This window comes from Vibrio sp. Of7-15 (assembly GCF_022347565.1).
Classification (GTDB): domain Bacteria; phylum Pseudomonadota; class Gammaproteobacteria; order Enterobacterales; family Vibrionaceae; genus NORP241.
Map to the genome: position 1 here is coordinate 42995 of NZ_JAKRGH010000005.1, position 22600 is coordinate 65594.

The window sequence follows — 22600 nt, forward strand, 5'->3', positions numbered from 1 at the left end:
AATTAATGAGTTGGAACTTGTCTCCTGCTGATGTATTTCGTGCTTCACCTGTAGTGCCTGTTATGGTGATTAATAAGGTTGAAGATGCGGTCCCAATGGCTAAAGCACTGGCTGCTGGTGGGATCAACGTTTTTGAAGTAACACTACGAACGGAAGCGGCATTAGATGCAATTAAAGCGATCCACGAAGCCATGCCAAGTGCATTGGTTGGTGCGGGTACGGTGATTAACCCTGTTCAATACGATCAAGCGGTTGCCGCTGGTGCGAAATTTGTGATTTCTCCGGGCCATACGCCAACGTTATTAGCACACGCAAAAACAGCCGATATTCCTCTCATCCCAGGTGTGGCGACGCCATCAGAAGTGATGCGAGCATTAGAGCTGGGCTATGATCATTTGAAGTTTTTCCCAGCAGACTCATTTGGTGGTGCTAAGGCATTAAAAGCTATCGCTGCGCCATTGCCGCAAGTCCAATTCTGTCCAACGGGTGGTATTAGCCCAAGCAATATTGACCAATATACGTCGTTATCTTGTGTTGCGACGGTCGGCGGTTCATGGATGCTGCCTGTTGATCTGATCGCGAAAGGCGATTGGGATGGCATTACCGCATTGGCGAAAAAAGCCGTTGAGTTAGCAAGTTAGTCATTTTTGCTGTTTCATGAAAAAGCCCCAGTCGTTGTACTGGGGCTTTTTTGTTTGAGAATGAGACCAAGCTTGGCGATTATGAATCGACTTTCTTTCGTATGAACCTATCGACAGAAAGGGGACCAGCTCCCCATACAATATTAATGAGGATCATCAAGCCCCATAATTGGTGATCGTAAAACCCTTTTTCCCATAACAAAGGGTAAGACACCACCGCCACAATATTAAATACAAACAGCACAGCTGCCATAGGGCGAGTGAATAACCCCAATGCAATAAAAATAGGCAAAATCAGCTCGGCAGCCGTACCCAGATAGGCGGCCATCTCCCAAGGTAAAATTGGCACTTGGTATTCATACTCAAACAAATATAAGGTGCTATCCCAGCTGGAGTACTTCACCATCCCCGATTTAAAAAAGACCCACGCGACCCATAATCGGCAAAAGAGCAGGAGCAAAGGCACGAAGAGTTGGTTGAGTTTTTCAATAAGTCGGTCGTATTGATTGAGTAAAGCTTGCATGTCATGCCTCCTCGATGCCGCTAAAATGGGAAAAAATGTGTTGTTCAACCAATGTAACCAAAGGGTCTAGCATGGCTTCGGTGGCACTGCCTAATGGCTGCCTGGCTTGGCTATGAGTAATTAAGTCTACTCCAGCTTTAGTTGTTGGGATGACCGTTTGTTGGGTGTGTGATGGCAAAACGATCATCCATTCTGGCTGGTTTAAATCTAGGGCTTCAACGGAATCGTTGTTGACCATATTCCAAATAGACGCAATAGGGTAAACAGAACCAAAGGTCAGCACATAAGGGTGAACATGCAGCTGTAAATCCTGATATTGGTGAGGTGAAAGTGTGACCAATTGTTCGATGGGAAATCGAGATGGTGATGGCGTTTGTAAAGAAGCCCGATCGACTAACCATTCTAGTTTAGCGAGATCGACCAGATAAGGAACCGCTTCAATGAGTTGAGGAATTGCCTGTAAGGTAGTATCAAACCCTTCTCCGTAATGGGTGACATCTCCCTGTTGAAGTGGCGTGCTAAGCACATGCTGTCGAGCCACTTGCTCAAAACATTCCTCTCCCACTAAGGCCTGAATACAAGGGTAAGTGGCTGCCAATACTTCGATTAGGCTGATGATAAAATTATTGCGATACAGCTGCAGAAGTTCGTCTGATTGGAACGTATTTTCGACTACATGGCACTGGGCTTCTTGATAATGCAGTGATTGTGAAAACTGCTGCTGCAATTGAGCCAGTGAAGGGGGAGATGATTGGCTCATACGCACTCCTTATGAGGCCGCAAATTCGTGAGTATCCTACTGGCTTTTAGCGCTTCATTTAGGAGAACTTCGGGCTCTGGAATGTCTGAATCCCACTCAATAAGCGTGCGCCTTGGGCCATGTTGAGTCACCCAGTTTTGGTAGAGTTGCCAGACTTCAGGGGTAACAGGTTTGCTGTGGGTATCTAGCCAGATTTCACCTTGTTCCACTTCTTTTATGGTGAAGCCCGCCAAATGGATTTCATCCACCACTAGTGGGTTGATGGCAGCGACATAATCGTGAGCACTAAAACCATGATTGAATGCCGATACATGAATATTGTTAAAATCGAGCAGTAGGCGGCAGTCGGTACGACGTTGTACTTCAGATAAAAACTCCCACTCAGGAATGGTGGAATGTTCAAAACGTAAGTAGCTAGAAGGGTTTTCAATCAGGAGTTGTCGGTCTAATTGATGCTGAACTTGGTCGAGGTTACGGCAGAAAATATTCAAGGCTTCTTCGGTATAAGGCAGTGGCAATAAATCATTAAAATATTGCCCATTAACCGAGCTCCAGCTGAGATGATCGGAGACGAAAATGGGTTCAATGTCATGAATGAGCGTCTTGAGCTTTTGAACATGCCGTTGGTTAATAGGATCAACGGAGCCGAGTGATAACCCAATACCATGACAGCTGATCTCATAGCGCTGAGCAAGGTTTCGTAAGGCCTGATAAGACGGTGAATGAGGTTCAAAATAATTTTCGCTGTGGATTTCTAACCACGATAGTGATGGTGTCTCATTTAAAAAATAAGGTATGTGTGGGTGACGAAGCCCCACGCCCACGGCTGAATGGTAAGAAGTAGTCATAGACGCAGAGCCCATCAAAAGTAAGTGGAATTAAGACGATTGTGTGCTGCCGCCAGCAAGACGAGCACATAGACCTTTTGGCACCATCATGAAGGCGTCTTTCTGGCCATCGACTTTGGATGTGCCAGCGCATGAGCTACTTTTTGTTGCACAGTCATTTTTGCCCGCTTTTGCCACGCCATAGCATTTTTCTTTAGAAGCAGCGTGTGCTTCTGTTGCGGTAAGTGCAGTGCCGCCCAGTGCTAAAAGTCCCGTTACTGCCGTTGCAATCGCTAAATTTGCTTTTTTCATCATTCGTTCCTCTTGATGGTTGAGTGCCGCGTTATGTGTGCGAGCTTTCTGGTAATGGCTTAGTTGTGTTTGCTTATTTATTAGATTTGTTAACTGAATGTAAACGCCTCTTGCCATATAAGAACGAGTTACATCAGAATTCATTTCATAAATAGTGAAAAAAATTCATCAATCTATTTATGTAATTACAGCACTATTGAGTGTAGGCAAGCTTTGCCATTGTGAGAAATTTAACCGAAACAAGCATTCTGAGTTTAAGCTGGTATAATCAAATCAATGTATAAATAACCAGTGTGATTTGATGGACGTTTCTTTTTTACTCGATGGTCTGAATGACAAACAACGTGAAGCGGTTGGTGCCTCTCTTGAAAATCTGCTTGTGCTAGCGGGGGCGGGAAGTGGCAAAACACGAGTACTTGTTCATCGAATAGCCTGGTTAATGCAGGTAGAACAAGCCTCGCCGTTTTCCATTATGTCGGTAACCTTTACCAACAAGGCGGCGTCTGAAATGCGTGGTCGTATTCAAGAATTAATGGAAGGCAGCACCTCTGGGATGTGGAATGGTACTTTCCACGGTATCTGCCACCGTATTTTACGTGCGCACTATCTGGATGCGAAGCTGCCTGAAGACTTCCACATTATTGACTCCGATGATCAGCTGCGTTTATTAAAGCGTCTGATCAAAGCGCAAAACCTCGATGAGAAACACTGGCCACCCCGTCAGGCGGCTTGGTTCATTAATGGTAAAAAAGACGAAGGTCTGCGCCCGAATGACATCGAAACCTTTAACGATCCCATTACGAAAACGTGGTTGCAGGTATACAGCGCGTACCAAGAAGCGTGTGATCGTGCTGGTTTAGTGGATTTTGCTGAAATATTACTGCGTTGTCATGAATTGCTGCGTGATAAAAAACACATTCGTGAACATTACCAAGCACGCTTTAAACACATTTTGGTGGATGAGTTCCAAGACACCAACAACATCCAATACGCGTGGCTGAGAATGATGGCTGGCCCAGATTGTAAAGTGATGATCGTGGGTGATGATGACCAGTCTATTTATGGCTGGCGCGGTGCAAAAATTGAAAATATTCAACGCTTTTTGGACGAGTTCCAAGAGGCGCGTACCATTCGATTAGAGCAAAATTACCGCTCGACGGGCAACATTTTGAATGCGGCCAACGAGTTGATCGTGAACAACACCGATCGAATGGGCAAAGAACTGTGGACCGATGGCGGTGAAGGTGAGTTGATCTCGGTGTATTCCGCGTTTAATGATTTGGATGAAGCGCGTTTCACGGTGAATAAGATCAAAGAGTGGCAAGCCAAAGGCGGCGCGCTGAAAGACACGGCTATGCTGTATCGTAACAATGCGCAATCTCGTGTATTGGAAGAAGCCTTAATCCAAGGTGGTTTGCCATATCGCATTTATGGCGGCATGCGATTCTTCGAACGCCAAGAGATCAAAGATGCGTTGGGTTATTTACGTTTAATGGCTAACCGCAATGATGATGCGTCGTTTGAGCGTGTGGTGAATACCCCAACCCGTGGGCTTGGTGATAAAACGTTAGAAACCATTCGCTTTGCGGCCCGTGATCGTGGGGCGACGTTATGGGAAACCAGTATCGCCTTATTGGATGAAAAAGTCCTAGCTGGCCGAGCAGCGGGGGCATTAAGCCGTTTTGTGGAATTGATTAATGCACTGGAAGATGACACGGCAGAGCTGCCATTGCATGAACAGACGGATCAGGTGATTAAAAGCTCGGGTTTGTTTGCCATGTACGAGCAAGAAAAAGGGGAGAAATCCAAAGCTCGCATCGAAAACTTGGAAGAGTTGGTGACCGCGACCCGCCAGTTTGAAAAGCCAGAAGAAGCCGAAGACATGACCTTGCTGTCGGCTTTCTTATCTCATGCGGCCTTGGAAGCTGGTGAAGGCCAAGCCGACGAATTTGATGATGCGGTTCAGCTCATGACACTGCACAGTGCAAAAGGGTTGGAGTTCCCGATTGTGTTTATGGTGGGTGTGGAAGAAGGCATGTTCCCAAGCCAAATGTCGGCGGAAGAAGCGGGTCGTCTCGAAGAAGAGCGTCGTCTTTGCTACGTAGGTATGACACGAGCGATGGAAAAACTGTATATCACTTATGCGGAAATGCGTCGTTTGTATGGCCAAGATAAGTACCACAAACCATCGCGTTTTATTCGTGAGCTGCCGGAGAACTGTGTTGAAGAAGTACGCATGAAAGCACAAGTTAGCCGACCTGCTAGCTCTGGCCGTTTTAGCCAGCAAGCGGTCAAAGACAACTTTAATGAAACGGGCTTTAACTTAGGTCAGCGTGTTCAGCATGCTATTTTTGGCGAAGGCACCATCATCAACTTTGAAGGCAGTGGTCCACAAGGCCGAGTTCAGGTGGCGTTTAATGGTGAAGGCATTAAGTGGTTGGTGACTCAATACGCAAAATTAGAAGCGTTATAGTTTTTTAAAGCATGGATTGAATAAAAAATGGGCTCGCAGTGAGCCCATTTTTTTATCTGTAAATCTACCGGTTTTTATTGGCCAATCGCGCGGCCTTCACGGCGTGGATCGGCGGCGCCTTCTAGGCCGTCATCGGTAATTCGAATCGCATGAACGCCTGAGTTTAAATCGCGTACATTTACTTTATAGCCCATTTTTTCGAGTGGTTGCTGATAGTTCACCGCCGATGTTCCGGCTTCGACATCGAAAGCACCAAAACGGTTGATCAGATGAGGTTGGTTGACCGCTTGCTGGATATCCATGTCCCACTGGGTGTGCGCAATGATGGTTTTTGCGACGTACCCGATGATACGGCTACCACCTGGAGAACCAATGGCCATATAGGGCTCATCGTCTTTCATCATGATGGTGGGTGCCATGGAAGAACGAGGACGTTTACCCGGCTCAATGCGGTTGGCGATTGGAATGCCATTATTATGAGTACGGAAAGAAAAATCCGTTAACTCATTATTGAGCATAAATCCGCGCACCATCAGGCGAGAGCCAAAGGCATTTTCGATACTGGCGGTGATGGAAACCACGTTACCTTCTTTGTCCACAATGCTGAAGTGGCTGGTGGAAGGCAGCTCGATGGATTCATCATTGGCCAGCGTCATGGCGTATGACCATGGTGGCTCACCTGGACTGACTGCGGTAAGTGCTAGGTTTGGTTTAATGAGTGCTGCACGCTGTTTTAAGTAATCGGGATCCAGTAGGCCTTCTGTTGGCATCGGCACAAAATCACTGTCTGCTATATAACGACCACGGTCAGCAAAGGCCAAACGAGAAGCTTCGCCGATGATCTGCCAGCTTTGTGGGTTATCTGCCCCTAATTTGGCCAGATCAAAGTGGCTGGTGATGGACAGAATTTGGTTGAGGGTAAGTGCACCAGAGCTTGGGGGCCCCATGCCACATACATCAAATTGCTGATATTCAGAGCACACAGGTTCGCGCTCGATGGTTCGGTAGCTAGTAAAATCATGCAAACTCAGGACGCCTGGATTGCTGGCTTGTTGCACGGTTTTGACGATGTCTTTAGCAATATCACCGCTATAAAAGGCTTGCTCTCCTTGATCGGCAATGGCTTGCAATGTGGCGGCGTATTCTGGGTTTTTTAAGATCTCACCAGCTTTTTTCGGACTACCATCGCTGTGTAAAAAATACGCTTTGGTGGTTGGGAATGTGGTTAAGCGCTGTTGGTCTTTTTCGATCAAAGCGGCTAATCGTGGGCTGATGGCAAAGCCGCTTTCAGCAATGCGAATGGCAGGCTCGATGATTTTTTTCCAATCGAGTTTGCCATATTTTTGATGAGTATCCCAAAGCAGTTTGATGGTTCCCGGAGTACCAACTGAGCGGCCACCGACAACGGCATCAAAGAATTTTAATGGCTCGCCTTTTTCATTTTGGAATAGGGTTGGAGTTACATCGCGTGGGGCGGTTTCGCGGCCATCATAGCTGGTTAGGCGTTTGTTTTTTTCATCCCAGTACACCAGAAATGCACCACCACCAATGCCAGATGATTGAGGTTCCACCAACCCCAGCACCAGCTGTACAGCGACCATAGCGTCAATGGCACTGCCGCCTTGCTGAAGAATATCGGCCCCTACTTGGCTGGCTTGTGGGTTGGCCGCAGAGACCATCCACTCTTTGGCGGTGACCAAATTTTTTTGTTCTAGCCCCGTGGCATGCTCAGGGGCGACATTGTCTGTGGTTTGACTGGCATTTGCGGCTGAAACAAAAGCCAGCTGGCTCGCGATGAACCAGCACAGTGGGGTGATTTTCCTTTTGAGGGTATTTCTTTGCATCATGTACTCCTTATTGTTATGGCAAGAGAGTGACAGCAGAGAAAATACTCGTCTATTTATTGAGTTAAAAAATGTGTGTTTTATATCATATTTGGCTTTATTCTGTTTCCAAAGCCAACCGAGTTTGCTTACGGTTTTTGCGGCTATGGGTAAATGCATCAAAGGTAAAAATAAGTAATGCGCCCCAAATAAACGCAAAGGTGATGCCTTTATCTAACGTGAAGGCTTCGTCGTAAATGACCACGGCTAACAGAAACATTAAACTAGGGCCAATGTATTGGAAAAAGCCAAGCGTTGAGAGTTTCAGCCTCGTTGCTGCTCCTGTAAAACACAGCAGTGGTAAGGTGGTTACAATGCCAGCGGCGATCAGCAAGATATTCAGTTGTGTTGGGTTGGCAGCAAAATCTGAGGTTGGGCTCTGAGCGATAAACAGTAAATAAATGGCTGCAATGGGTAACATGACGCAGGTTTCTATGAACAACCCGGTTTGGGCATCCAAGTTCACTTTTTTGCGTAACAACCCATAAAAGCCAAAAGTGAATGCCAGCGCCAGTGCCACAACGGGAATAGAGCCAAATGTGATCAGCTGTACTAGCACTCCAATGCCAGCACAGGCCACCGCTAGCCACTGTATTTTACGTAATCTTTCCCCTAAGAAAATCATCCCCAATACCACGTTGATCAGTGGGTTAATGTAATACCCCAAACTGGCATCTAACATGTGGTTGAAATTGACCGCCCAAATAAAAATCAGCCAGTTGGTACCCACAAGTAAGGATGTGCTCACCAGATAGAGCATTTTTTGTTTGGAAGTAAATGTTTTAGCGACGGTACGCCAGCCTTTATTAAGAAAAATTAGCCCAGCGAGGAAAAAGAAAGACCAAATTACACGATGGCTTAAGATCTCAAATGGCGCTACCTCTTGCAGCGCTTTGAAATAAATCGGGGCGATCCCCCACATGGTGTAGGCACCAAGAGCGAATAAAATACCCTGACGAGTACGTTGTTGTTCGTTAGTCATAATTATGGTCAGTCTTCATGTTTATGGCTGTGCGAAAGGGAGTGAAGAAAATGGGGCGCATCAGCAGTCAGCGAGTAAAGTTCAGCCAGTATAGAGGGCAATGCTGGTATAAATCCATTAAATAGTGAGTTCTCTATTACTACTTGAGTGTATGAGTATTTTGTTCTAATTGCAGCAGTGGTTATTGAGCCTTACATATTGTGAGTTTTAAAAAGCGATGCGTGATTGTTCGATTCTTATTGGAGTCACGCCTTTAGCCAGCTAAAATAGCCAGCCCAAAATGAGCACAGAGTACAATCATGTCTAGCCAAGTTGTTGAACAGCCAGAAACCGCTTTATCCCGTAGCGAACAAGTCTTACGAGATGTGTTTGGCTATCAAGAATTTCGGGCTGGGCAAGACGAAGTGATCAATACCGCCATTGAGGGCCAAGATAGCTTGGTGATCATGCCAACCGGTGGCGGGAAGTCTTTGTGTTATCAGATCCCTGCGCTTGTACGGGAAGGGCTGACCTTGGTGATTTCCCCTTTGATTTCGTTGATGAAAGACCAAGTGGATCAGCTGAAAGCCAACGGGGTTGCAGCGGAGTGCCTAAATTCCACCATGGAACGTGACGAGCTGATGTCTGTGCTGAATCGCATGCACATGGGGCAGCTTAAAATGATTTACGTATCGCCAGAGCGAGTGTTGATGCGTGACTTTATTGAGCGATTGCATGGGGTGAACTTAAGCATGATTGCGGTGGATGAAGCGCATTGTATCTCACAGTGGGGTCATGACTTTCGCCCTGAATACGCCTCGCTTGGGCAGCTGAAACAGTTTTTCCCGAATGTGCCTGTCATGGCGTTAACGGCCACCGCCGATGATGCCACACGTACCGATATTATCTCTCGTTTGGCCTTGGCTGAGCCCCATGTACATTTAAGCAGTTTCGATCGTCCAAACATTCGTTACACCTTAATTGAAAAACATAAGCCTATTGCTCAGGTTGTTCGTTTCTTGGAAGGTCAGCGTGGCCAGTGCGGCATTATCTATTGTGGTAGCCGCAAAAAAGTCGAGCAACTGACTGAAAAATTATGCAATAACCACATTCGAGCAGCGGCCTACCATGCTGGGCTACCGAATGATGAGCGCGCTTATGTTCAAGAAGCCTTTCAGCGTGATGACATTCAAATTGTGGTTGCCACCGTGGCTTTTGGCATGGGGATCAACAAACCCAATGTGCGCTTTGTGGTGCACTTTGATATTCCGCGTAACATTGAATCTTATTATCAAGAAACCGGTCGAGCGGGGCGTGATGGTCTGCCTGCTGAAGCGGTAATGTTGTACGATCCGGCGGACATAGCTTGGCTTCGTCGTATGTTGGATGAAAAAGACGAAGGGCCACAAAAACAAGTGGAAGCCCATAAGTTGAGCGCCATGAGTGCGTTTGCTGAAGCGCAAACGTGTCGTCGTCAGGTGTTATTGAATTACTTTGGTGAATTTAGAAAAGAAACTTGCGGCAACTGTGACATTTGTTTGGATCCTCCTAAACGTTTTGATGGGACAGAGGCGGCGCAAAAAGCGTTGTCGTGTGTCTACCGAGTGAATCAAAGTTTTGGTATTGGTTATGTAGTGGAAGTGTTGCGAGGCATGAATACCGCCCGTATTCGTGAACATGGCCACGATAAACTATCGACGTATGGTTTAGGGCAAGAGCACAGCCATGAATACTGGGTCAGCATCATTCGTCAACTTATCCACTCTGGTTTTTTAAATCAGAACATTGTCCGCAGTTCGACCTTGCAGCTAACCGAAGAAGCGCGTCCTTTATTACGGGGTGAGCTACCGCTGGAGCTGGCTGTGCCTCGTTTAGACATGACGGCACGCTCGGCGAAGTCCGATAAACTATCAAGTCGTCACTACGATAAAAAGCTGTTTGCTAAGTTACGCAAGTTAAGAAAAGCCATTGCCGATGAAGACGATATTCCACCATACGTGGTCTTCAACGACGCCACCTTAATAGATATGGCAGAAGTGCTACCGACATCGGCGGGTGAAATGTTGGCGGTTAACGGGGTAGGGCAACGTAAGTTGGAAAAATACGCCGATCCATTCTTAGATTTGATCCAAGAGCATTTAACGGGTGGGCAATTTTAACCTGACTCGGTAAAAGACATTATCGAGTGTTATAAAGAAAAAAACCGGACAATAAGTCCGGCGCTATGCGAGAAAACATACTGGGTATGATTCGCAAGAAACAGCTTGCGTATATGGTGATAGCACCATGCTTGTCAGATGACCTAGGGGCGATCATGCTCTAACAGGCCGGCACATAAGACCATGTTGTTATTTCTAAAGCTAGACAGCATTTATGTATGATTACGGCTTGCAACAGAAACTTACACCTTTAGCGGTATCATCAAATAATCAAAGGAATTGCCATGAAAGAATTTGGATTAGCAGAGTTTTCTCCTGAACAGGGACGGTTGGTGATCACCACACCATCGTTTGATTTTGATTCATTTCCTGAGTTGGGAAAAAAGCTACTTCGTCTGTTGGATGCTACCGTCGTGGAGCAGCAGTTGGATGCGGATTTGCACAGTTGGATGATCGATTTTGAAGGCTGCCGTTTAATGTTACGGGCCGAACATTACTCCAATGCAGTATGGATCGAAAGCTTAGCGGCACATGAATCAGCGGAAGAATTAGCCTATTTGGCGCAATTATTTAAGCGTGGTTTTTGATCACAAAAATTGCTGCAAGCAGTGCAAAGGTTTTGTTGCGCAACAAAGTGGTTAAGGTATAATCGCTGCCTTCGGACTTCTTGAGGTGTTGAAAAAGCCACAAGAAGAATTATTTGGGTTCCCTCGCCCCCAATGACAAAAAGGTACGCTATGAGTACGTTTTCCCCTGCGCAAAAGCGCAATGCTTTATTTTTTCTTGTTTTATTTCATCTGGTTATCATTGCATCAAGCAATTATCTAGTTCAAATCCCATTTACCATTTTTGGTCTGCATACCACTTGGGGGGCGTTTACTTTCCCGTTTATTTTTCTCGCTACTGATCTTACTGTCCGTATCTTTGGGGCGGGTATGGCAAGAAAGATCATCGGGTTAGTGATGTTGCCAGCATTAGCGGTGTCTTACTTGCTGTCGGTGCTCTTTTATGAAGGGCACTTCCAAGGCTTTGGGCAAGTGAGTGAATTTAACTTGTTTGTTGCCCGCATCGCGATCGCCAGTTTCATGGCTTATTTGTTAGGTCAAATTTTAGATGTGCATGTGTTTAACCGCTTACGCCAAACAAAACAGTGGTGGGTTGCCCCAACGTGCTCCACTTTGTTTGGTAATGCGCTAGATACTTTAGCCTTTTTCTCTATTGCGTTTTACCAAAGCAGTGATGCATTTATGGCGGAGCATTGGACAGAGATCGCACTGGTTGATTATGGTTTTAAACTTGTAATTAGCCTTGGCCTATTTGTGCCAATGTATGGTGTATTGCTGAACTTCTTAGTAAAGCGTTTAACGGCGGTACGAGAAGGAGTACATACTCAGCAAGTGAGTGTGTAGAGGTTTTATTTTTATCGTCAAAAGCCGGCGTGTCTGCCGGCTTTTTTGTAGGAGTAAAGTGTGGTGGAAATCAAACAAGCGTCTGTGAAAGAGGCACTGGAAGTCATTCGGTTGATCCCTGAGTTTGCCCGAGGTGAAAGTGTTGAGTCGATCCAAGCCCGATTGAAGGATCGCAATAGTCTCATATTGATGGCCACGCAAGGGGAGATCCCACTTGGTGTTAAGATTGGCTACCAACTTGATAGCAGCACATTTTACAGCTGGTTGGGCGGTGTTGCACCACAAGGACGAAATCATGGAGTCGCGCAGGCTTTACTAGAGGCTCAAGAGTTGTGGGTTCAAGAGCAAGGTTATAGTGCTGTTCGTGTTAAATCGCGTAACTGTTTTCCTGCGATGCTACGCCTATTATTAAGAAATGGTTATCTAATTGAATCAATAGAACAAAAAGAAAATATTGAAGATAATCGACTTAACTTTATAAAACAGATTAGCATCTAGTTGAGAATTTATATCATTTAGGTGTTGCAATTTAAATGAGAATAGTTATTATTAACTCGTCTTTCAGGAGTTGACCAACACCTATTTGGTTGGTTCTGCTTTCTAACTGACATGACATTGCTCACATTGCTTCCAGTGTAATTCAGCTATAGCAAAGTGATTAGACGCAAACCTTAATTGCTAATCATTTTGTCTTATTTGCTAGGCGACATCTATACGATTAGATGTCGCTTTTTTCTTTTATAGTCATAAAACTTTCTTTTTCTGAATTTAAAATTGTTTATTTTTCAGTTGCTTGTGTTTTTATTTTAATTAAATGAAATAAATTCTCATTTAGATGTTGCAATACAACTGAGAATGGTTATTATTAACTTGCACTCAGGGAGACAGACATCAAGCTGTTTTACTCTGCACTCTTTGAAGGCACGACATTGCTCACATTGCTTCCAGTGTAAATCAGCTACTAGCAGGGTGATTAACGGCAAATGACATAGTTAATTATCTTGTATTTTTCTGCTGAGCGGCGTTTTTATTAAAAGCGCCGCTTTTTTCTTTTTAGCCTTTTCCTTTCTCCTCAATCTGCTCTTTGAAAGATGCAACTACACACTTATAAGTTTGTTCCCTCATTAGCAGCTAAATGTATATATGCAATAAAGTGGAATCAAAATATGACAGATAGGAATCTTTTCCACAGCGTATGATCATTTTCGGATCTAAGATCCAATGCTCTGTTGATAGTTATCTTGTTGTTTTTAATGATCTAAAACTGTTTTCAGATCATTTTGTTAACAATTGATATTTTCCTCAAAAATAAGTACTAACAAACTTATCCACAGATCGAGATAAACAAAAGGCAAAACAAATAGATCGAGATCGCGGATAGGAGTTAACAGAATCAAGATGTCGTGGCATCCTTACCAGATCTCTTTCATTTCTGGATTACCAAACACCATGGCAAGCATCCCTGAAAACCCACTGATTCTTATTGATGGTTCGTCTTACCTTTATCGTGCTTATCACGCTTCCCCAAATTTAACTAATGCCGACGGTGAGCCGACTGGCGCTGTGTATGGCGTAGTGAACATGCTGCGCGCATTGCTAAAACAAGTCGCGACAGAGCGTATTGCGGTTATTTTTGATGCGAAAGGGAAAACGTTTCGTGATGACATGTACCCTGAGTATAAAGCGAATCGCCCATCTATGCCGGATGATCTGCGCAGTCAAGTTGAACCACTACACGCGATCATTAAAGCGATGGGCTTACCTTTGATCTCTATTTCTGGTGTTGAGGCCGATGATGTTATCGGTACGTTAGCGACGCAAGCATCAAAGCAAGGAATGCCTGTATTGATCAGTACAGGTGATAAAGACATGGCTCAGCTGGTGGATGAAAATGTCACTCTGATCAATACCATGACAAACGTGGTAATGGATCCTGCTGGTGTTGTAGAAAAGTTTGGTATCGGACCTGAGCTGATTATCGACTACCTCGCGCTAATGGGAGATAAAGTGGATAACATTCCTGGTGTTCCGGGAGTGGGTGAGAAAACGGCGAAGGCGCTATTACAAGGTATTGGTGGCTTAGACGCTCTGTATGACAACCTTGATGATATTGCCCCGCTGGGTTTCCGTGGTTCAAAAACCATGGCGAAAAAGCTAACGGATAATAAAGAAGAAGCGTACCTTTCTTACCAGTTAGCCACGATCAAATTAGATGTTGAGCTTGATCAAGCGCCAGATCAATTGATCAAATCAGAACCAAACACCGATGAGTTGATTCAGTGGTTCGGTAAAATGGCGTTTAAACGTTGGTTAAGTGAGCTTCTGGATGGTGGTGATGGCAAGATTGTTGCGGATGAAAAAGCAGCGTCATCCAGCCAAGCAGATGAGCCAATTTCTAAAGCCATTATGGTTGATCGCAGTGGGTATGAAACGGTTCTGGATAAAGACAGTTTTGCCACATGGCTTGATAAACTCAACAGCGCAGATGTCGTCGCGTTTGATACTGAAACCGATGGTTTGGATTACATGACTGCGAACTTGGTTGGTCTTTCTTTTGCCGTAGAAGAAGGTAAAGCCGCGTATGTACCTGTCGCTCATGATTATTTAGATGCACCAGAGCAGTTAGATCGTGATTGGGTGCTAGAGCAATTAAAACCGCTGCTAGAAGATGACAATAGAGCTAAAGTGGGGCAAAACTTAAAGTTTGATGCCAGTATTCTTGCGCGTTACGACATTGAGATGAAAGGCATTAAGTTCGACACCATGCTGGAGTCTTACGTGTTTAACAGCGTGAGCGGCCGACATGATATGGACAGCTTAGCACTGCGTTATTTACAGCATAAAAACATCAGTTTCGAAGAAATTGCAGGTAAAGGCAAAAAGCAGCTGACGTTTAACCAAATTGATTTAGAGCAAGCGGGCCCTTATGCAGCAGAAGATGCGGATATTACTCTTCGTTTGCACAACTACTTGAATGAAAAAGTTCAAGCTGATGAAAAACTGAAATCTGTTTTTGAAGAGATTGAATTGCCATTGGTGCCAGTGCTGTCAAGAATCGAGCGTACGGGCGTGTTAGTGGATGACATGCAGTTGTCTGCTCAGTCGGTAGAAATTGCGCAGCGCTTGGATGAACTTGAAAAACAAGTGTTTGAAATCGCAGAGCAAGAATTTAATTTAAGTTCGCCAAAACAGCTTCAAGCCGTATTGTTTGAAAAAATGGGGTTGCCAGTTATTAAGAAGACCCCATCAGGCGCGCCATCAACCAACGAAGAAGTGCTGCAAGAGTTGGCGCTGGATTACCCATTGCCAAAGCTGATTTTGGAGTACCGTGGTTTAGCGAAGTTGAAATCCACTTATACGGATAAATTACCTAAGATGATCAACCCATCGACAGGGCGTGTGCACACTTCGTATCATCAAGCCGTCACGGCGACAGGGCGTTTATCGTCGACGGATCCAAACTTACAGAATATTCCAATTCGTAATGAGCAAGGCCGTCGTATTCGCCAAGCGTTTATTGCCCCACACGGTTGGAAAATCCTTGCAGTGGATTACTCTCAAATCGAATTACGTATTATGGCCCACCTGTCGGGTGATCAGGCGTTGTTAGATGCTTTCTCACAAGGTAAAGACATTCACTCGGCCACCGCTGCGGAAGTCATGGGTGTGGCTATTGAAGAGGTTACTTCTGAGCAGCGTCGCCGTGCCAAAGCCATTAACTTTGGCTTAATTTACGGCATGAGTGCGTTTGGCTTAGCAAAACAAATTGGCATTGCTCGCGGTGAAGCTCAGCAATACATGGATTTGTATTTTGAACGTTATCCAGGCGTGATGAAGTACATGGAAAATACCCGCTTGCAAGCAACTGAGCAGGGTTATGTTGAAACCTTATTTGGTCGTCGTTTGTATTTACCTGAAATCAAATCTCGTAATGGTATGCGTCGCAAAGCAGCAGAGCGTGCGGCTATTAATGCACCTATGCAAGGAACGGCGGCAGACATTATTAAAAAAGCGATGTTGATTGTGGATGAATGGATTCAAGAGTATGGGCAGGGCAAAGTGCGCCTTCTTATGCAGGTACACGATGAATTGGTACTGGAAGTGGAAGAGTCAGCGTTATCGGAAATTGAAACAAAAGTACAAAAATTGATGGAATCGGCAGCCACACTGGATGTGCCATTAATCGCAGAAAGTGGACACGGAGACAACTGGGATCAAGCTCATTAAGTAATTAGCTTACCAGTTTGTAGATAAAATTTAAGCCAGCGCACATGCTGGCTTTTTTTTTAATCAAATAAAGTGGGATAAATCAACAACAACATGTACTTTTACATCATTTTGTGAAAAAAAATTACATAAAAGACTTTTCTTATCTGAGCAATTGTTGTACATTTATCTGCGTAGGGTACAGAGGTAAGATGTTCTATCTTTCAGACCTTTTGTTTCACGTTATTGGATTTGGCTGATTCAGCCGCCCTGGTCATTTTTGGCCGGGGCGTTTTTTCTTGTGGCAAAGAAAATTTTTCTCTTCTTATAAGCCGTCAATTATTCCATCGAACGCTTTAATTTCATTTCCCTAGCGGATGTTGTTTCTTTTTTGTGCTCTGTGAGACATTCTTTCTTACATATAAATTAGAGTAAATACTTTAATTTGAGCGTTGATTGAGTATAATAGCAGCAGCTTCTTGTTCATCTTTTGTGATTCACCCTAATTCATTAGGTTTGTGTATTAGCAAAATTCGAATATTTTACCGACCCAATCCAGGTCGGTATTTTTTTACCTGTCACTTTTACTCTTTTGAATGATTACCACCTATTTGTAATTTTTCTTACATACTGTGATTTTATTAATTCTTTGTAAAAAACAAGTTTGAATGGAATTACTGGAGTTAATGGGTAAAAAAGAAAATTTATGGGTAAAAGAACTAGGAAGTAAAAGGGATTAGAGTGTGGGGAATCGCACTAAACTGATTAAAAAACTTGCGTTCTGTGAAGAAATCGTTGATTCTTTGAACTTATAACAATAATAAACCTCCTATTTCTCTCCCGTTGCCCCACCTCGTGGTGGGGACTTTTATAAGCCAATATGCCTTGTTGAACAGCATACTGGCCATAAAGGGAGTGGCGCGACGTTAAGAGGCGTCGTTATTGTCGGCAGCTGCGTCTTCTTCATCCAATTCTAATTCTTCAAATGCTGGTGCAAACCAAGAATCGAGCTTACGGCGAAGTTGATCAACCCCCATGCCTTTTAATGATGAGAACACGTCAACTTGCACATCACCACCAAAAGACTTTGATTCTTCACGAATTTTTAGAAGCTGTGCTTTACGAGCACCACTTTTGAGCTTATCTGCTTTGGTTAACAGTACTTGCACTGGCAGACCGCTGTCGACGGCCCAGTAGATCAGCTGTTGGTCGAGATCTTTCATTGGGTGGCGGATGTCCATTAGCACCACGAGTCCCTTTAAGCTCTCACGTTTTTGTAGGTATTCGCCCAAAGACTTTTGCCACTTTAGCTTCATTTCAACCGGTACTTGGGCAAAGCCATAACCTGGTAAATCCACAATGTGGCAGTTTTCATCAACCTGGAATAAGTTGATGAGCTGAGTACGACCTGGTGTTTTACTGGTTTTTGCTAAACTACGTTGATTTGTCAGGCGATTTAGTGCGCTTGACTTACCCGCGTTAGAACGTCCAGCAAAGGCGACTTCAATCCCTTCGTCAGCCGGCATATGGCGAATATCTGGTGCACTTGTTATGAAATGCGTGTTTTGATAGTGAATTGTTTTGCTCACTGTTAACTCCGTCTCGACTTAGTGTAGTCGGCTGATTACTTTTATGTGAAATTGTGTAAAATAACCGTGCTCGGCTTAAGGTCGCTCATTGTACCATGTCGTAACTTAGGCTGTGTCCCGTAATTATTTTACTATCACTATAGAAATAGCTGTTTCCTATTGGTTATGGCTAAAATTTGCACGACTGCTTCACAGTAGCTTAGTCAGAAAGGCTCTATACTGCTTTAAGTGTCGGAATAAACTGTAGTGGATGACGGCGGTAAAAATCATTGTCGGACACCGTCTGGTTTATTCGGTACTGGAAGCTTGATAATTATAAATGGAATGTCATGAAGAAATTAGCGCTGATATTGACTCTCCTTGCCAGCTGCTCAGCCTGGGCCCAAGGAGATGCGGAAGCTGGTAAAGCGAAAGCCGCAACGTGTGCCGCATGTCACGGTACAGATGGAAACAGTTTACTAACACAATACCCTAAGCTTGCTGGTCAACATGCAGGTTACCTTGAAAAACAAATCAAGGAATTCAAACTGGGTATGACAAGTGGTGGTAAACAAGGTCGTGTGGATCCTGTCATGGGGGGAATGGCAATGCCATTGTCTGATCAGGATGCTGCGGATTTAGCTGCTTACTTCTCAACACTGCCTATTTCAGATAACACTACATCTGAAGAGTCGGTTGAGTTAGGCCAAAAGTTATACCGTGCTGGTGATTCTGAGCGTGGTATTACCGCATGTATTGCTTGTCATGGTCCTCGTGGTAACGGTACTGAGCTTTCTGGTTTCCCTAAAATTTCAGGTCAACATGCTGATTACATTAAAATTCAGCTAGAAAAATTCCGTTCAGGTGATCGTGCTAACGACATGAACGCCATGATGCGTAATATTTCTGCCAAACTGACTGACGCTGAAATTTCTGCATTATCCCAATATGTTGGTGGTTTGCACTAAGAGAGCCCAACTCTTAAATCAATCATAAGCAGCCAGCTTGATTCAAGTTGGCTGCTTTTTTATGCCCTAAAGAAAATAAAGCAGGGCCAGCTGTTTTACTAATGGTGTGCGGATATTGTGTTTTCTCGTAATGTTGTAAGAGATCCGCTATTGCTTTGCTTGATTTAAGATGAAAAAACGGGGGTAGAATTTTTAGATGTCATTGTTTTCAAATGGTTAGGCTTTCTTCTTGTTATTTTTGATTATTTAAAAATTTACGTGTGTTGTTTCTGCTTATAAAAAGCGTAAATTAGTCTGTGTCGACAAGAGGTTGGCAAAGAATGAAGGTACTTCGAGGAACGGGGTATCAACACGGATGGTTAAGTTCGGTATCTGGATGATACTTCGCCTTAAGGAAAGGCCAGTTACGGATTAACTGCAAGAACACGGAATGTCGAGACGGATTGCTAAAAATCATCAGGATGATGACAAACGTAAATTTCGGCATGGAAAGCACAAATAACAAATGGATTCTTGTAACCGGGATGTTTCCAGCGGTTAAGGATAGACTCTACAAGATTATAACCAGTTACTGGTTCTTTCTATCACGACAGGTTTCGGCCTGTCGTTTTTCTTTTTTATTCCCTTCTTTTCGGTGATTCTGCTTAATAAAGCTCCACTCAGGCGCTGCTTTCTGCTATGTTGCGCATCCATGTTTTCATCTTGATAATTTGGCTGATAAACGAGAACTGCAATGCATCTGTGCCCACTGTGTCACCATCAACAAACAAGTGATTTTTTCCAAGATAAACGTCGTCGATATTATCGCTGTGAGCAGTGTTGGCTAATCTTTGTGGATCCTAATGATAGGCTCGATTCAGGCACTGAAAAAGCCCACTATGATCAACATGAAAATGACCCTCAAGATCAAGGTTATCGCCGTTTTCTTTCTCGGATGTCTGAGCCGCTGTTAGCGCGTTTAGCACAACCGAATTTAGAAGGGTTAGATTTTGGTTGTGGCCCCGGTCCGACACTATCCTTAATGATAGAGGAAGCAGGTCATCAGGTGGCATTGTACGATGTGTATTATGCGCCAGATGAACGTGTGTTATCCAAGCAGTATGATTTTGTGACGTGCACAGAAGCCATCGAACATTTTTATACGCCGAGTAAAGAGTGGGAGTTGTTACTCAGCCTTGTGAAACCCGGTGGTTGGCTTGGGATCATGACAAAATTGGCCAGGGATGTTGATGCGTTTTCAACATGGCACTATAAAAATGACGCAACCCATGTGAGCTTCTTTAGCCGAGAAACCTTTTTGTATTTGGCCAAAGAGCATGAGCTTGCCATAGAATTTATTGGTAATGATGTAATTTTACTGAGGAAGACCCAGTAATGACTCGTAAGAAAAAGTCACGTAAGCCTGGTGCCGCGGCACCAACAGAAAATGTAACACGTAATCGTACTCAGTCTGATGTAGATGCTCGACTGCGTAAAAAAGAGAAGAAACGTAAAGGGTTAAAAGCGGGTGCTCGTCACTCTGAAGGTAGTGCGAAAAAGCAGCAAACTCAAGGTCAAAAGAAAGACCCACGTTTAGGCAGCAAGAAGCCAATTCCATTGATCGTGGCACCAAAAGCGAAACCAGGTACAGCTGCGGCGAAAAAAGAGCGCCGTTTATCTGCAGAGCAAGAGTTAGCGCAATTAGAAAATGATACCCAACTGAATGTGTTGCTGGATCGTTTAGAAAATGGCGAGAACTTAGGGGCTGGTCTGCAAAACTACGTTGATGAGAAATTGGATCGCATTGAACAATTGATGAATCAACTTGGTTTGTTGGAAGAGGAAGAGCCTGAAGAGGTGATTGTTGCTTCTGCTAAGCCTTCAAAAGCAAAAACAGACGATGATTTGTTGGCGCAGTTTAGCGACCTTGATATGGATGACTTTAAGGAGTAAGCCATGTCGACAACCGCAGTGCTGGCCACCATTGGTGGTCTGATTATTGTTGGGCTTGCGAGTTACGCTGCTCATCTACTCTTAAAGCTGAAAAAGCAAACGGAGTTGCAACAGCAGCAGCAAGCACTTGCGATCGCAAAAAGAAACGCCAACATTTTTGAAAGCGTTGATACGATCTGTCTGGCTGGTATTCAGGGGCAGTGTGATTTGTCGGAAGCGACGATTCGCATTTACTGCATTTTGGATTACGTGCAGGGCGAGGAGCGCATTGATTTTGCTGCGACTTATCCGGCAATGCAAGAGCTGTACGACGTGGTGAAAGACATGCCGCGCAGTGAAGCACGTAAAGAGCTAGGTAAAAAAGAGCGTATGAAGTTTGATTACGACAGAATGAAAGCAGAAGCGAAATTGCACGATGCGATTAAGCAGGAGCTGGAAGTTCTGCAAAATCAGATTAAACCGTTAAACACCACGATACCAATAAAGATGATCTAGCCAACACTTATCATGGTCATGAAAAGTTAAAGGTCTACTAAAAGTAGGGCTTATGGCAAAATAGTCTTTATATCAATATCGTTACCGTTAGTGGAAGTAAGTCATGTCGAACGAACAAATTGTTTGGGATCAGGCCATTATTGAGAAATACAATTACTCAGGGCCAAGGTACACCTCATATCCAACTGCATTAGAGTTTCATGAGGCGTATACGCCAGCAGAGTTCGATATGGCTTGCACTCAGTACCCTGAACGCCCGCTGTCTTTGTATGTTCATATCCCTTTCTGTCACAAGCTTTGTTATTACTGTGGTTGTAATAAGGTGATCACGCGTCATCAGCATAAAGCCGATGATTATTTAGATGTGCTTGAACATGAGATTCGTCAGCGTGCAGCGCTATTGGGTCACCGTCGTGTGACGCAACTGCATTTTGGCGGCGGTACACCGACGTTTTTATCTGCTGAACAAATTAGCCGTTTAATGGGGCTTCTGCGTGACGAGTTTAGCTTCGAAGCTGACGCTGAAATCAGCATTGAAGTGGATCCACGTGAGATTGAGTTGGATATTCTTGATCACTTGCGCAGTGAAGGGTTCAACCGTTTAAGCATTGGCGTTCAAGACTTTAATAAAGAAGTTCAAAAGTTGGTTAACCGTGAGCAAGATGAAGAATTCATCGTAGCCATGGTGGCCAGAGCCAAAGAGCTGGGTTTCCGTTCAACCAATCTTGATCTGATTTATGGGCTACCCAAGCAGACAAAAGCTTTGTTTGCTGAAACCCTAGAACAAGTGCTGAAAATGAAGCCGGGTCGTTTGTCTGTCTTTAACTACGCGCATATGCCTACCTTGTTTGCGGCGCAGCGTAAAATTAAAGATGAAGACTTACCGAAGGCCGATGAGAAGCTGGCGATTTTGCAAGACACCATCGCGACCTTAACTGGGGCTGGATATCAATTCATCGGCATGGATCACTTTGCCTTGCCAGATGACGAACTGGCAATTGCACAGCGTAATGGTGTGCTGCACCGCAACTTCCAAGGTTACACTACTCAAGGTGAGTGTGATTTATTAGGTTTTGGGGTGTCGGCGATTTCCATGATTGGTGACAGCTACGCACAGAACCAAAAAGAGCTGAAAAAATACTACGCTCAGGTGAACGAGCAGCGTCATGCGTTATGGAAAGGGGTTTCTTTAGACAGCGACGATTTACTGCGCCGCGAAGTGATTAAGCAGCTGATTTGTAACTTTAAGTTAGATACAAAGCAAATTGAATCTGAGTTTAAGTTAACTTTCACGGAATACTTTGCTGAAGACTTAGAGCTGATCCAAACGTTTGTTGATGATGAGCTAGTGACGATTGAAGACGGTATCATCGAAGTGAGCTTGCGTGGTCGCTTGTTGATCCGTAACATTTGCATGTGTTTTGACAAATATTTGCGAGATCGTGCCCGTCAACAACAGTTCTCTCGCGTTATTTAAGTTTTT

General features: G+C 44.4%; 19 protein-coding genes. 12 read left to right on the forward strand and 7 right to left on the reverse strand.

What is annotated here, in order from left to right:
• The first annotated feature begins 5 nt into the window (after nucleotides 1-5).
• A complete protein-coding gene (locus MHO82_RS07680; protein ID WP_239183289.1) occupies nucleotides 6-641 on the forward strand; it encodes a bifunctional 4-hydroxy-2-oxoglutarate aldolase/2-dehydro-3-deoxy-phosphogluconate aldolase in 636 nt (211 codons plus the stop codon).
• A gap of 79 nt (nucleotides 642-720) precedes the next feature.
• Here the strand turns inward: MHO82_RS07680 and MHO82_RS07685 are convergent, their stop codons facing one another.
• Genes MHO82_RS07685 through MHO82_RS07700 form a run of 4 tightly spaced genes read right to left on the reverse strand, consistent with a single transcriptional unit; the run spans nucleotide 721 to nucleotide 3063 of the window.
• On the reverse strand, nucleotides 721-1164 hold the full coding sequence (locus MHO82_RS07685) for a DoxX family protein (protein WP_239183290.1): 444 nt from the start codon (nucleotides 1162-1164) through the stop codon (nucleotides 721-723).
• 1 nt (nucleotide 1165) lies between these two features.
• Nucleotides 1166-1924, reverse strand: a complete 759-nt coding sequence (locus MHO82_RS07690; RefSeq protein WP_239183291.1) for a DNA-binding domain-containing protein — start codon at nucleotides 1922-1924, stop codon at nucleotides 1166-1168.
• Nucleotides 1921-2772: a DUF692 domain-containing protein gene (locus MHO82_RS07695; RefSeq protein ID WP_239183292.1), complete on the reverse strand. Its 852-nt coding sequence runs from the start codon at nucleotides 2770-2772 to the stop codon at nucleotides 1921-1923. The genes MHO82_RS07690 and MHO82_RS07695 overlap by 4 nt, the downstream gene beginning before the upstream one ends.
• Before the next feature lie 30 nt (nucleotides 2773-2802).
• Complete coding sequence (locus tag MHO82_RS07700) at nucleotides 2803-3063, reverse strand: DUF2282 domain-containing protein (protein WP_239183293.1); 261 nt, start codon at nucleotides 3061-3063, stop codon at nucleotides 2803-2805.
• A gap of 301 nt (nucleotides 3064-3364) precedes the next feature.
• Here MHO82_RS07700 and uvrD point away from each other — a divergent pair, with 301 nt between their 5' ends.
• The gene (gene uvrD / locus MHO82_RS07705) at nucleotides 3365-5536 is read left to right on the forward strand and encodes a DNA helicase II (RefSeq protein WP_239183294.1); all 2172 of its coding nucleotides are present in this window, start codon (nucleotides 3365-3367) and stop codon (nucleotides 5534-5536) included.
• A gap of 74 nt (nucleotides 5537-5610) precedes the next feature.
• Here uvrD and ggt read toward each other — a convergent pair whose 3' ends face one another.
• Nucleotides 5611-7383, reverse strand: coding sequence for a gamma-glutamyltransferase (gene ggt, locus MHO82_RS07710; RefSeq protein ID WP_239183295.1), 1773 nt, complete (start codon nucleotides 7381-7383; stop codon nucleotides 5611-5613).
• Between the two features lie 94 nt (nucleotides 7384-7477).
• Complete coding sequence (gene rarD, locus MHO82_RS07715; protein ID WP_239183503.1) at nucleotides 7478-8404, reverse strand: EamA family transporter RarD; 927 nt, start codon at nucleotides 8402-8404, stop codon at nucleotides 7478-7480.
• A gap of 296 nt (nucleotides 8405-8700) precedes the next feature.
• On the opposite strand from rarD, the gene recQ reads away from it, so the two are divergent.
• The 5 genes from recQ (at nucleotide 8701) to polA (ending at nucleotide 16175) form a co-directional block, all read left to right on the forward strand.
• Nucleotides 8701-10539: an ATP-dependent DNA helicase RecQ gene (recQ, locus tag MHO82_RS07720; RefSeq protein WP_239183296.1), complete on the forward strand. Its 1839-nt coding sequence runs from the start codon at nucleotides 8701-8703 to the stop codon at nucleotides 10537-10539.
• A 284-nt stretch (nucleotides 10540-10823) separates the two neighbouring features.
• Nucleotides 10824-11126, forward strand: a complete 303-nt coding sequence (locus MHO82_RS07725) for a DUF3630 family protein (RefSeq protein WP_239183297.1) — start codon at nucleotides 10824-10826, stop codon at nucleotides 11124-11126.
• Between the two features lie 150 nt (nucleotides 11127-11276).
• Nucleotides 11277-11948 (forward strand): 7-cyano-7-deazaguanine/7-aminomethyl-7-deazaguanine transporter, encoded by a 672-nt coding sequence (locus MHO82_RS07730; protein WP_239183298.1) that lies wholly within the window; start codon nucleotides 11277-11279, stop codon nucleotides 11946-11948.
• 63 nt (nucleotides 11949-12011) lie between these two features.
• Nucleotides 12012-12446 carry a GNAT family N-acetyltransferase gene (locus MHO82_RS07735; protein WP_239183504.1) on the forward strand — a complete coding sequence of 145 codons (435 nt, stop codon included), beginning with the start codon at nucleotides 12012-12014 and terminating at the stop codon, nucleotides 12444-12446.
• Between the two features lie 951 nt (nucleotides 12447-13397).
• A complete protein-coding gene (gene polA / locus MHO82_RS07740) occupies nucleotides 13398-16175 on the forward strand; it encodes a DNA polymerase I (RefSeq protein WP_239183505.1) in 2778 nt (925 codons plus the stop codon).
• 905 nt (nucleotides 16176-17080) lie between these two features.
• On the opposite strand, the gene yihA is transcribed toward polA, so the two are convergent.
• Entirely contained in the window at nucleotides 17081-17743 is a 663-nt protein-coding gene (gene yihA, locus MHO82_RS07745) for a ribosome biogenesis GTP-binding protein YihA/YsxC (RefSeq protein WP_239183299.1), read from the reverse strand.
• A gap of 329 nt (nucleotides 17744-18072) precedes the next feature.
• Between yihA and MHO82_RS07750 the strand changes: the two genes are divergently transcribed.
• From MHO82_RS07750 to hemN, 5 genes are all read left to right on the forward strand, one after another.
• Nucleotides 18073-18690, forward strand: coding sequence for a c-type cytochrome (locus MHO82_RS07750; RefSeq protein WP_239183300.1), 618 nt, complete (start codon nucleotides 18073-18075; stop codon nucleotides 18688-18690).
• A 733-nt stretch (nucleotides 18691-19423) separates the two neighbouring features.
• Entirely contained in the window at nucleotides 19424-20065 is a 642-nt protein-coding gene (locus MHO82_RS07755) for a class I SAM-dependent methyltransferase (RefSeq protein WP_239183301.1), read from the forward strand.
• On the forward strand, nucleotides 20065-20622 hold the full coding sequence (gene yihI, locus MHO82_RS07760; protein WP_239183302.1) for a Der GTPase-activating protein YihI: 558 nt from the start codon (nucleotides 20065-20067) through the stop codon (nucleotides 20620-20622). Before MHO82_RS07755 ends, yihI begins: the two co-directional genes overlap by 1 nt.
• A gap of 3 nt (nucleotides 20623-20625) precedes the next feature.
• On the forward strand, nucleotides 20626-21117 hold the full coding sequence (locus MHO82_RS07765) for a DUF2489 domain-containing protein (RefSeq protein ID WP_239183303.1): 492 nt from the start codon (nucleotides 20626-20628) through the stop codon (nucleotides 21115-21117).
• A gap of 103 nt (nucleotides 21118-21220) precedes the next feature.
• Nucleotides 21221-22594, forward strand: a complete 1374-nt coding sequence (gene hemN / locus MHO82_RS07770) for an oxygen-independent coproporphyrinogen III oxidase (RefSeq protein WP_239183304.1) — start codon at nucleotides 21221-21223, stop codon at nucleotides 22592-22594.
• Nucleotides 22595-22600: the final 6 nt, after the last annotated feature.